Annotated in this window: 11 protein-coding genes; 4 read left to right on the top strand and 7 right to left on the bottom strand. The window is 41.3% G+C overall.

Annotated elements, in window-relative coordinates:
• The first annotated feature begins 28 nt into the window (after positions 1–28).
• Positions 29–697 (top strand): spermidine synthase, encoded by a 669-nt coding sequence (locus tag DS2_RS06060; protein ID WP_035013782.1) that lies wholly within the window; start codon positions 29–31, stop codon positions 695–697.
• On the opposite strand, the gene DS2_RS06055 is transcribed toward DS2_RS06060, so the two are convergent.
• From DS2_RS06055 to DS2_RS06040, 4 genes are read right to left on the bottom strand one after another with little or no spacing between them, the layout of a single operon-like run.
• Entirely contained in the window at positions 698–1,285 is a 588-nt protein-coding gene (locus tag DS2_RS06055; protein WP_035013781.1) for a thioredoxin family protein, read from the bottom strand. It abuts the gene before it with no gap.
• Between the two features lie 10 nt (positions 1,286–1,295).
• Entirely contained in the window at positions 1,296–1,808 is a 513-nt protein-coding gene (locus DS2_RS06050; protein ID WP_051479661.1) for a DUF2937 family protein, read from the bottom strand.
• Positions 1,792–3,057, bottom strand: coding sequence for an MFS transporter (locus DS2_RS06045; RefSeq protein WP_051479660.1), 1,266 nt, complete (start codon positions 3,055–3,057; stop codon positions 1,792–1,794). The genes DS2_RS06050 and DS2_RS06045 overlap by 17 nt, the downstream gene beginning before the upstream one ends.
• Positions 3,054–3,647, bottom strand: a complete 594-nt coding sequence (locus DS2_RS06040) for a TetR/AcrR family transcriptional regulator (RefSeq protein WP_035013779.1) — start codon at positions 3,645–3,647, stop codon at positions 3,054–3,056. The genes DS2_RS06045 and DS2_RS06040 overlap by 4 nt, the downstream gene beginning before the upstream one ends.
• A 101-nt stretch (positions 3,648–3,748) precedes the next feature.
• On the opposite strand from DS2_RS06040, the gene DS2_RS06035 reads away from it, so the two are divergent.
• Positions 3,749–5,002 carry a CHRD domain-containing protein gene (locus DS2_RS06035; protein ID WP_051479659.1) on the top strand — a complete coding sequence of 418 codons (1,254 nt, stop codon included), beginning with the start codon at positions 3,749–3,751 and terminating at the stop codon, positions 5,000–5,002.
• Between the two features lie 341 nt (positions 5,003–5,343).
• Here the strand turns inward: DS2_RS06035 and ssb are convergent, their stop codons facing one another.
• Together ssb and DS2_RS06025 are read right to left on the bottom strand one after the other, a co-directional pair.
• Positions 5,344–5,937: a single-stranded DNA-binding protein gene (gene ssb, locus DS2_RS06030; RefSeq protein ID WP_035013778.1), complete on the bottom strand. Its 594-nt coding sequence runs from the start codon at positions 5,935–5,937 to the stop codon at positions 5,344–5,346.
• A gap of 9 nt (positions 5,938–5,946) precedes the next feature.
• A complete protein-coding gene (locus DS2_RS06025; RefSeq protein ID WP_035013777.1) occupies positions 5,947–7,323 on the bottom strand; it encodes an MFS transporter in 1,377 nt (458 codons plus the stop codon).
• Between the two features lie 190 nt (positions 7,324–7,513).
• Between DS2_RS06025 and uvrA the strand changes: the two genes are divergently transcribed.
• Positions 7,514–10,333: an excinuclease ABC subunit UvrA gene (gene uvrA, locus DS2_RS06020; RefSeq protein ID WP_035013776.1), complete on the top strand. Its 2,820-nt coding sequence runs from the start codon at positions 7,514–7,516 to the stop codon at positions 10,331–10,333.
• A 174-nt stretch (positions 10,334–10,507) separates the two neighbouring features.
• Here the strand turns inward: uvrA and rpe are convergent, their stop codons facing one another.
• Positions 10,508–11,179 (bottom strand): ribulose-phosphate 3-epimerase, encoded by a 672-nt coding sequence (gene rpe / locus DS2_RS06015; RefSeq protein WP_035013775.1) that lies wholly within the window; start codon positions 11,177–11,179, stop codon positions 10,508–10,510.
• Between the two features lie 421 nt (positions 11,180–11,600).
• Between rpe and DS2_RS06010 the strand changes: the two genes are divergently transcribed.
• Positions 11,601–12,281 (top strand): TorF family putative porin, encoded by a 681-nt coding sequence (locus tag DS2_RS06010; protein WP_035013774.1) that lies wholly within the window; start codon positions 11,601–11,603, stop codon positions 12,279–12,281.
• Positions 12,282–12,350: the final 69 nt, after the last annotated feature.

The following is a 12,350-nucleotide window of genomic DNA, read 5'->3' as shown; positions in this document are numbered from 1 at the left end:
TGCTGAATTGAGATTAACGGTTTATATTGTGCTTGTCGAACTTAAAAACTCACTATCTGATGGTCAACTTGTTACCCTCCACAAAGAGGCTAACCAACAATGGCAAATTTTACAAAACGAGAGTTATTTATGGCTTAAGTTAGACCAAATCGTTCAATCTGTCATGGACAAACGCAACCCCAATTCTCTGACCTTTCCTCACCAGTACCCTCTGCGAGGACTTATAGATGAATTACCAGCAGATGCAAAAGTGCTTGAGTTTGGTCTAGGTGGAGGCAGTAACTTTCGTTATTTAAAAGCACAAAAGCCAGCTTGTGACGTCACTATTGTCGAAAAAAGTCCGCTAGTTATCGAATGGTTCACGCGTTACTTTAACCCGAATAAGCTGAATGCCAACATAGTGCAACAAGATGCCTTTAATTTTCTGATGGCCAACCAACAAGCATATCAATTGATTGTGACAGACTTATTTACCGCTCACCAGTCATTAATGTCGACCTTTTGTTTAGACTATTTTATCCAATTAAAAGCGAGTTTGGTTAAACACGGGTTAGCGTATATAAATTTCCTACCAGAAACCGATTTTGAGGCTGAATGGATAAAAGCCAACTTAACTCAAGCTGGCCTAGAGGTAATGTGGGGAGAGAAAATAATAGGGTTTCGCAATTGGGTGTTTTTGGTTAAACGCCCCAATTAGTTATTCACTCTCTTTCCATTTTATATTGCACCCTAGTGAGGCTGTTTGCTCTGGGCTAGGTGTTTTGCCCGCTAAAATTTCATCTAATGCTTTAGCTAAGTCAGCACCTGTCGCGGGATTTTTTTCACTATCATAATTGCCACTAGAAATTCTAAATGGGCGAGAATCATCGAATTGACCACGATAGACCAAGCTATCCTGTCCATCAAAAACAAAAATGTCTGGCGTGCAAGCAGCATCGTAAGCTTTAGCGACTTGTTGGGTTTCATCAAAAGCATATGGGAAGGTATAACCACGACGCTGCGCTTCCTCTTTCATTTTATCAAAGCTATCGTCTGGATATTGCTCAGCATCGTTACTATTGATAGCCACAAATGCAACGCCTTGCTGCTGATAAGCTTTCGCCAATTCTGCTAGTTTAGGAGCAATGTGAATAACATAAGGGCAATGATTGCAGATAAATAATACAACGAGTGCTTTGCGTGGTTGCAAACTTGCAAGTGACACGCTTGTGCCGTCTGTCGCGGGTAAGTTGAAATCAATTGCTTTTGTACCAAGTTCCATCATAGTGGATGCTGTCATAACCATGATTAAATTCCTATTGAGTTGCAATGCGTTTGGGTTTAACCAAAGCAAACATAATTAAAAGAAGCGCATAAATCAGATCAATTGCTACAAGGCTAAGCAGAGCGATGGAGATACCCCAACTAATTACGACCGGGCTAAATTGAATCTGATAATTATACTTTGATTGTGCTTGTTGCCATATGGGGCTGTTGTACTGAGTCAATACATACCACGCGGCTTTAACTTCGGATTGGGACAGATGTTGTTGCTGCTGTTTAAGCCGCATAACTGATTGATGAATTTGCCGAATATTTTCACCAGTTTGTTCAATCAATTTATCAGCGTGTGTTTGATAATATTCAATCATTTCTAGCATGTCGCCGTCAAAATGTAGATCTGCGGTCTGCTGAAACCCTGCTAAGTTTTGTTCAGCTTCAGTTAAACGTGCATCCACAATCACACTGTAAATTTGAACGAACGCTGGAATTTGCAAACCATATAACAGAGCAAACGAAAAACATATCAATCTAAGATAAAATCTCATGTTTACTCCATTGAGCCATCATCAAATAAACATATACTAGCGTACAGCAACCCAATACTGCAAAATATCCCCCCAAAGGCAAAGCAACTAGTGCTAACAATACAATTGCCAGCACTGCTGATGCCACCATATATATGGCATTAAAAATATTATTGGCCGCAATCACTTGTGCGCGTTCGCTTGAACAAACCTGCACTTGCAAATAAGTGTATAGAGGTACAATAAATACCCCTCCAGCACAGCCCAATATTGCTAGCAAAATGCATACTATAAGCGTAGTCACATTGGCACTGAATGGCACAACAGATAAAAACACCATAGCAATTAATGCCAAGGCCAAAATAATTGCCGATGGCGCGACAAAGTCTAATTTAATAAACCCTTTTGTCAGCTTTTGACTCAATAATGAGCCAACCCCAACAGCGATACTAAATACCGCGAGTAGCAATGAAACATAAGCAGGGCTATCCGACAAGTAAACTTTGACCAAGTTCGGTAATTGGGTCAACACGCTGGCACCAATGAACCAAAACCAGCTGATAAGCAAAACACAGCTCAATAAGCTTTTATCTTTGCCAACAATAGCCAGCGCGTTTTTACTCGCTTGCCAAAAACCAAGTCGTTCAACTGTTTGTCGCTTTTCAATATTAAGATTAGTCACCTTAGGTATATTTATCGCAGCTAGCCAACCGAATACAGCAAACATCACAATAGCAACACTGGCAATAATCAGTGCGCCATCAAACGCCATAATCACCCCAGCCAACAAAGTTCCAGACAAAATGGCAACAAAAGTACCCATTTCAACTAATGAATTGGCGGCAAGCAAATCACTTCTTGGCAAACTATCAGGTAAAATCGCATATTTAACAGGGCCAAAATAGGCAGATTGCACCCCCATAAAAAATAACAACGCAAACAATAAGGTTAAGTATTCAAAATATAAGCTAATTGCAGCTGCCAACATCAGGGCAATTTCGACTAATTTGAGTCGACGAATGAGCCAAACTTTGTTGTGTTTATCCGCTAACCAACCAGCATGACCAGAAAAAATAAAAAATGGCAGAATAAACAAACCAGCGGCAAGATTAACTAGCAAAGAAGCATCAGCAGTTGAGGTGCTTGGCAAAAAAAACGCGATAAACAGCAACAATATATTTTTATATAGATTATCGTTTAGCGCACCAAAAGCTTGTACAACAAAATAGGGAAAAAAACGTCTCGTCCTAAGCAGTTCGACAATTTTCACTCTGTGTCCTTATTATCTTGTTGGGTCATTTGCATCAATTGTTGCCGCAGTATACTTTGTTGCGCAACACCATCGATACTTTCCACTAGCCTACCACGAGCTTGCAAATGACAAAAAGCAAATAAACAATAGTAGGCTGTCATCCCTTGTTCTGGCTGTTGGATAAATTTTTGTATTAAACTGACCAACTGTTGTTGACGGCGATGTGAATGGTCAATTAAGTGCGCTTGCTGATCTGGCGCAAAGTCGAACAACAAGCGCCACACATAGGGCTGATGCTGGCTAAACGCAAACAGTCGCTCTAATACAGCATCTAGACTATCTAACCAAACCATCTTGTTCTCAAACCAATAATCAAACAGTTTTTGGGCGACAAATTGCCAACAGTTTTGATAATTTTTATAGCGAGCCAACAAGGTCGAAGGTGCACAATTAAGCGCTTGGCTTAGTTTGCGAATGGTAATATCTTCGGCGGGAAGCTTATCTAATAAAGACAATGCCGCGGATATCACAGCATGCTCAAATTCATTTAAATCCATCGCCCCTGCATCATCAATACCAAACTGACGAGCGGTTATTTCTGTTGTCATTATTTGCAATCTGTTTAACAAAAGTTGGATAAAAAACAAGCAAGCCGCCCATTTGCGTCTACACTTTAGAAGTTCATGTCAGCGCAATAGGAGATAGCACAATGAATGCAACAACCAATTGGCAAGGCATCCAGTGGTTTAGAATGCTGATAGCCGCTCTATTTTTATCAAGTTTAATGGCTTGTAATATATCAATAAATACCGATGATGACGACGATGACTACCCTCACCATGACGAATATATCATGTTACAGGTTAAATTAGACGGCCACCAAGAAAATCCAATGGTCGATACTGATGCTTGGGGTTGGGGTGAAATAAAGGTCGATGAAGACGAAATGATGATCAAAGGCATGGTGACCATTCACAATTTAACCCCAAATGCTGCGCATTTACATATGGGTGTAGCGGGTACAAATGGTGGAGTAATTGTTGGATTAAATCAAAGCAATGACAGTGCAGATATTTGGGAATTACCTGATACCAGCCTAACTGCAGACGAGTTGTCTGCGGTACTAAACGGTGAAACCTACTTAAATTTCCACACATCAGAGCATCCAAATGGTGAAATACGTGGACAGGTATTGCCACATCACATCGAAATTCGCCACTTCAAATTAATGGGCATGTACGAGGTACCCGTAGTTGATACCCAAGCCATGGGTTATGGTTGGGTAACCGTTGACCACGAAATGGAAACACTAGAAGTACATGTAACCACGATGGATTTAGACAATGCTACTGCAGCACATATTCATGAAGGTTACGCCGGCGAAAATGGTGGAGTGGTTCAGGCATTAACCCAAGACACAAACAATATGGATCATTGGTGGGCAATGATGGATTTAGATACAAACAGTAGTGACCTGCTCCACACAGGCCAGTTATATGTTAACGTTCATAGCTCCGATTTTGCTAGCGGGGAGCTTAGAGGACAAATTACCGTTGGCAAAACTCACGTTTTATATACAGAGCTAACAGGCGATCAAGAAGTGCCAGCGGTAACGACGGACAATATGGGTTTAGCTTCGTTAACCGTAATGGAACAAGATGATGGCAGTGCAGATTTTGCATTATTTGTTCACACCACAGTAACTGATGCAAGCATGGCACACATTCATGAAGGTGCAGCAGGTACCAATGGTGGCGCCGTCTTTACCTTAAACTTTATCACAGACTCATTAACCGATTTCTCATTGATGGATAGCTTTAGCAAAGACCAGCTAGAAACCTTGTTAGATGATGAGTATTACATTAATGTGCACTCTACCACCCATGCATCGGGTGAGTTGCGTGGACAGCTAATGCCAGATGATGACGATGATCACATGGGAAATAACAGCTCTATGTACTAATTGAAACTTAAGTTACTGAAAAACAAGCCGATGCAGTCCAACATGCATCGGCTTTTTTGTTTGCACGGTCAGTATTCCAACCAATACGATATTGAGCAAAATAAACGAGCCAAGTTTTTTTATATTTTTTTGAACTAACTAACTATTTAGCACTCTATATTTATGTGTTTGAAAATGTGCTCCTGTTGTATCTCCCTTGTGTCCCGCTAAGATTTTCTTAGCGGGATTTTTTTATGAAAAATTCCAATCTATCCTATTCAATTTACAGCTAGTGTAAAATTAACCAAAAAGCCCAGCTAAGAGCTGGGCTTTGAAATATTGGTAACGTCGACAATTAGATTTTAGAATGGAATATCGTCATCAAAATCTAAGTTAGGCTCTGCAGGTGGTGCTGCTTGAGGAGCCGGAGCTGGCGCTGGACGCTGTTGTGCTGGTTGTTGATAACCACCACCTTGCTGTGGAGCTTGGTTATATTGAGGTTGCGCAGCAGGCTGCTGGTAACCTTGTTGCGGAGCTTGGTTGTAGCCACCTTGGTTATTGTTATTAGCATAACCGCCTTGCGCACCTTGGCCTTGGCCACCATCGTTGCGGCGATCCAACATTTGCATGCTACCCGTCATATCTACCACAACTTCAGTTGTGTATCTATCTTGGCCTTGTTGATCTTGCCATTTACGCGTTTGCAACTTGCCTTCAATATAGACCTGTGAGCCTTTACGTAAATATTCGCCTGCGATTTCAGCCAATTTGCCAAAAATCACCACACGATGCCATTCAGTCTTTTCATTCATTTGCCCAGAATTGCGATCCTTCCAGCTCTCTGATGTTGCAAGCGTTAGGTTTGCAACCGCATTGCCATTCGGCATATAACGGACTTCTGGGTCTTGGCCTAAATTACCGATTAATATCACTTTGTTGATGCCGCGAGATGCCATCTTCTTCTCCTAATTCTGTTTCGCATGTTGGTTTATATAGCTGTCTAATGCCGTTTCGTCCAACTGCTTAGGTAACACTTTTAAATATGCTAATTGTTCTTCAACGATTACAACCGCTTCTTCTATTCCTTTAATTTGAATCAGCGCCTGAGCCATATCTTCTGCAACTTGGTGGCTAGCAACCGCTACGCTCACCACTTTGGGTTTAGTTCTAATAGGTAATATTAAGTTATTTGCTAACCATAACCAAGGTAAACAAATTAAAGTACAAAAAATTAGCAGTCCACTGACTGAACTCAATTGCAATAAAGAACCACCAATCATACCGCCTGCAAATGCACCAGCGAACTGGCAACTAGAAAACATTCCCATTGCAGAGCCTTTCTGACCTGCTGGTGCAATTCTGCTTACCCATGCGGGCAAATTCGCTTCTAGATAATTGAAAGCAACAAAAAAAACAATCAGAGCAGCAAATAACCCAACTAATACATGCTGGCTAAAATAAACGATTAGCATGGCTACAGCCAATAACACAATCGCTAACTTAAAAACCGTTAATTCTTTATTATGTTTAACTGCCCAAATTAATAATGGTGCCATTAATACAAAAGAAGCCAATAAAGCGGGGAAATATACCATCCAATGACTTTTGGCAGCAAAACCAGCGCTCACCAATAAACCAGGCACGGCAACAAATAAACAAGTTAATAGCATATGCAAAATAAATACGCCGACATTTAGCTTGATCAATTGCGGGTGCTTGGCAAGTTTTTTCAGTTGCGCGGGAACGGGAATTGCGTCTCGATTAGAGCCCCGGCTAACAGAATCAGGCACCTGAAAATAAACTAGAAGCATACCTAAAACAGCGAATGCAGCTGTTAAATAAAACAAACCTGATAAGCCAAATCGCTCTGCTAATAACGGGCCAACAACCATAGCCGCGGCAAATGATAGGCCGATACTCATGCCAATAAGAGCCATGACTTTAGAACGCTGTTGCTCACGGGTTAAGTCTGACGCTAACGCAAGCACCGCACTGGCAATAGCGCCTGTGCCTTGTAAAAAACGCCCGACCGCAACCCAATAGACGTGCTCAGCCATGCCAGCAACTAAGCTACCTATGGCGAATAAACATAAGCCCAACAAAATAACTGGCCGGCGGCCAATTTTATCTGACAACAAGCCCATGGGTATTTGCAACAATGCTTGGGTTAACCCATATGCACCTATAATAATGCCTATCCACAAAGGCGATACACCAGATAACTGTTCGCCATACACTGCAATAACAGGCATGATCATAAACAAGCCCATCATCCGCAGGCTAAATATGCCGGCTAAAACTGCAGCAATTTTCTTTTCGTATCGGGTTAATGTCTCTGACATAAAATTGCAATAAGTGAACTAACTATCGAGCGACGCAGTATAACATGCCATTAGCTGATGTACTGTATAATTAAACAGATTTTTTTAATTGTGAAAGTAAGGTAACCGATAAAAGGTAGCAGGCTAAGAATAATCTGTGCCATAATAACTGTCTATATTTACAGTTATCATTCATTTTTTCAGGGCAAATATGGATACCATCGAAGTTAGAGGGGCACGTACCCACAACCTAAAAAATATCGACCTAACTTTACCGCGTGACAAATTAATCGTTATCACAGGTTTATCTGGTTCTGGTAAGTCATCTCTCGCTTTTGACACACTGTATGCCGAAGGGCAACGCCGTTATGTCGAGTCTTTGTCTGCGTATGCTCGTCAGTTTTTATCCTTAATGGAAAAACCCGACGTCGATCATATTGAAGGTTTGTCGCCGGCAATTTCAATTGAACAAAAAAGCACTTCGCACAACCCAAGATCGACAGTTGGGACCATTACTGAAGTTTATGATTATTTAAGACTATTGTTTGCCCGCGTTGGTGAACCAAGATGTCCAACACATAAACAGCCGCTAGCCGCGCAAACCGTCAGTCAGATGGTTGATCAGGTTTTGGCTTTACCCGAAGGCAGCAAACTAATGTTGTTGGCGCCCATTATTAAAGGCCGTAAGGGCGAGCATATTAAAACATTCGAAAGTTTAGCAGCTCAAGGTTTTATCCGTGCACGGGTCAATGGAGAAATCTGTGATTTGTCTGATCCACCAACGTTAGAACTACATAAAAAACACACGATTGAAGTTGTTATTGACCGTTTTAAAGTTCGACAAGATTTGCAAACTCGTTTGGCTGAGAGTTTTGAAACCGCACTCGATATTGCAAACGGTGTGGCAACTATTGCATGGATGGATGATCCACAACAGCCGGAAATGATTTTTTCAGCTAATTTTTCCTGCCCACACTGTGGCTATAGCATGCAGGAAATTGAACCTAGAATCTTCTCTTTTAATAGCCCATCAGGCGCTTGCGGCAGTTGCGATGGCTTAGGGGTAAAACAATATTTTGATCCCAACAGAGTCGTTAGCAATCCAGAGTTAAGTTTGTCTGGAGGGGCAATTAAAGGTTGGGATAAACGCAGCTTTTATTACTTTCAAATGCTAAAAACGGTAGCCGAACACTATGATTTTGATGTTACAGCACCATGGCAAACGCTCGATGACGAACAACAAAAAGTTGTGTTGTATGGCACCGGAAAACTCAGCCTAGATTTTAATTATATGAATGATAGAGGTGACATTATCCGTCGCCAACATCCTTTTGAGGGCATAATTCCCAATATGGAACGACGTTACCGTGAAACAGAATCTAATTCGGTACGCGAAGAAATGGCGAAGTTCCTCAACAATCAAGCCTGCCCTAGCTGTAAAGGCACACGGTTGCGTGAAGAAGCGAGAAATGTTTTTGTCGCTGATACAAGCTTACCGCAAGTGGCCGATTTATCCATTGAACAAGCATCTAACTTTTTTACCAACTTACAACTGACTGGGCAAAAAGCACAAATTGCCGACAAAATCCTCAAAGAAATTAACGACAGGCTCGGTTTTTTAGTCAATGTAGGTTTAAACTATTTAACCTTATCACGCAGTGCAGATACGCTCTCTGGTGGTGAAGCACAGCGCATACGCTTGGCTAGCCAAATTGGCGCAGGTTTGGTTGGTGTAATGTATGTGTTAGACGAACCATCAATCGGCCTGCATCAACGCGATAATGAAAGATTATTAAAAACCCTGACACATTTACGAGATTTGGGTAACACTGTGATAGTGGTTGAGCATGATGAAGATGCTATTCGTTGTGCGGATCATGTATTAGATATTGGACCAAGAGCAGGCGTGCATGGTGGTGAAATTGTCGCGCAAGGTACTGTCGAAGACATCAAGAGTAGTGAACACTCACTTACTGGACAATACCTGTCAGGTAAAAGAAAGATTGAAATCCCTAAAAAGCGACATCAACCAAATGATAAATGGATTGAGTTAAAAGGTGCCAGTGGTAATAATCTAAAAAATGTTGACTTGGCTATTCCATTTGGATTGCTAACCTGTATCACAGGTGTCTCAGGTTCGGGCAAATCAACCTTAATCAACGACACTTTATTTAGTTTGGCACAAACCGAATTGAATAAAGCCACAACCAATCAAGCAGCTCCTTATAAAAGCATTCATGGTTTAGATCACCTAGATAAAGTTGTTGATATTGACCAAAGCCCTATTGGCCGTACACCCAGATCCAACCCTGCAACTTATACAGGTATATTCACGCCAATTAGAGAGCTGTTTTCCGCAACACAAGAAGCACGCTCACGCGGCTACAAACCCGGCCGTTTTAGTTTTAATGTTAAAGGTGGACGCTGCGAAGCTTGCCAAGGTGATGGCGTTATAAAGGTAGAGATGCACTTTTTGCCTGACGTATATGTTGCTTGCGATGAATGTAAAGGCAAACGTTACAACCGCGAAACTTTAGAAATAAAGTATAAAGGTAAAAACATTCACGAGACATTGGATATGACAGTGGAAGATGCGCGTGAATTTTTTGATGCTGTCCCGGCGATTGCACGCAAACTACAAACGTTAATGGACGTTGGTTTGAGTTATATTCGATTGGGCCAAGCAGCAACCACATTATCTGGCGGTGAAGCACAAAGGGTAAAGCTTGCCCGGGAGTTATCCAAACGCGATACCGGCAAAACCTTATATATTTTGGACGAACCCACCACAGGTTTACATTTTTACGATATTGAACAATTACTGTCGGTTATCCATAGGTTAAGGGATCATGGCAACACTGTGGTGATTATTGAGCATAATTTAGACGTGATCAAAACGGCCGACTGGATCGTCGATTTAGGTCCCGAAGGTGGTAGCGGCGGTGGTGAAATCCTATTTGCTGGTGCGCCAGAAGATTTAGTTCAACAAGAAAACAGTCATACCGGAAGATTTTTAAAGCCGCTGCTCTAGGAACTTGTTTGAACTAGGCAACAACACAAAAGTAACAAGAGGTGGTTGGGATAGCCGTTGCTCGCCGGTTATATCCACGTAATTGGCAGTTGATTGTCCCCAACGCCCAATCACCCTTCCAGCATTTTTATCGTTATAAAAATAACAATACAAATGCTGGGAGAGGTGGTTGGGTTAACCAACCTTAGCTAATTCACTGCGCATTTCATCAACAGCAACTTTATAATCGTCAGCACCAAAAATAGCAGTACCAGCGACAAACATATCCGCACCTGCAGCAGCAACTTCAGCGATATTATTGGTTTTAACACCACCATCAACTTCAATGCGGGTATTTAAGCCTAATTCATTTATACGTGCGCGTAGCTGACGAATTTTATCCAAGGTATAAGGAATAAACGACTGACCACCAAAACCAGGATTAACAGACATAAATAACACAAAGTCTAATTGAGGCAGCACGTAGTCTAGTACAGATAACGGCGTTGCAGGATTCAGCACTAAACCCGCTTTTATTCCACGTTGTTTAATTAAATTAATAGAACGATCAACATGACGGCTCGCTTCGGGATGAAAACTAATATATGCAGCGCCAGCATCGGCAAACTGGTTAATTAAGTCATCAACTGGCTCTACCATTAAATGAACATCAAAATCAGCCTTTATGCCGTAGTTTTTTAAAGCCTGTAAAACGGCAGGACCAAAAGTTAAATTTGGTACATAGTGGTTATCCATTACATCAAAATGGATAACGTCAGCACCCGCGGCTACTACATTCTCTACTTCTTCACCAAGTCGAGCCAGATCCGCGGCTAAAATCGACGGTGCTATAAAATAAGGGTTCATAGTTGTCATACCTACATATTTTGTTTTGGTTAATCTCGCTTATTCTACCCGCTAACTCAAGTCAAACCAAACATAGCGATAATGCAGTTATGCGCGTTCCAATTGCGCAATTAGTTCTCATCTAATTGGCAATTAACTAAAAAGATGCAATAAAAGCGTAAAAATGACTACAGACCAATTAATTTGCACCACATTAGTACACGCCAGTTCACATTTGCACCAACTAATATCAGTATTTTGTAGTGATTTTGCCAAATAAGTGCTATAAACTGCGGTTGCAGTTCACGAAAAAAAAGCAAAAACGCCCGATATAATGGGCTTTATAAGCTTTTTTTAAGGGAAATTAAAAAATCGGCACGGGGGTTGCTATACCTCTGCAGCACATTTAGCAAATTGAAAAATTCCAATTTGGAGAACTAGCATGAAAAAAACATTACTTGTAGCTTCTATCTTAGGCGCAGTATCAACTATGGCTTCTACTTCTGCTATGGCAGTAGAAGGTTTATCAGCAAACGCAGCAGTAACTTCTAACTACTACTGGCGTGGTATGACTCAATCAAATGACGGTGCGGCTGTTTCTGGCGGTATCGATTATGCAGATGAGTCTGGTGCCTATGCAGGTGTTTGGGTTTCAACTCTTGGCGAAAGCAATACTTCAGCTTCTTCAGAAGTTGACTATTACGTTGGCTACGCTGGCGAGCTTGAAGGCTTTTCTTATGATGTAGGTTATGTCTACTTTGCATATCCTAAAAAATCTGCTATCCCAGCAGGTAACGCCACTGATTTAGATTTCGGTGAAATTTACGCAAGCGTTTCTTTCGATAACTTAACTTTGGGTTTAGCTGTTTTAGCAAATGCAGAAACTGATGGCGCAAGCTTTGGTGATTCAACTTATATCTCAGCTGATTACTCTTTAGAAGTTGCTGAAGGTTTAGAAGCTGCTTTCCATATCGGTTCATATGATGGTGACTTTGCAAATGAAGGCATCGACCTTGGTGCAAGCATCTCTAAAGACGGTTTCACATTCGGTGTTGTGGAATCAGATCGTGACGGTCAATCTTTAGGTTACTACGTTTCTTACGCTGTAGACTTCGACCTATAATTTAGATTTTATTATCTAGATGACAAAAACCCGCTTCGGCGTAATGCCGATCAGTTAAGCAATAAATAG

The organism is Catenovulum agarivorans DS-2 (assembly GCF_000568405.1).
Lineage (GTDB): Bacteria > Pseudomonadota > Gammaproteobacteria > Enterobacterales > Alteromonadaceae > Catenovulum > Catenovulum agarivorans_A.
The sequence above is the reverse complement of the archived record's forward strand: the minus strand, read 5'-3'. Positions and strand labels throughout refer to the sequence as shown.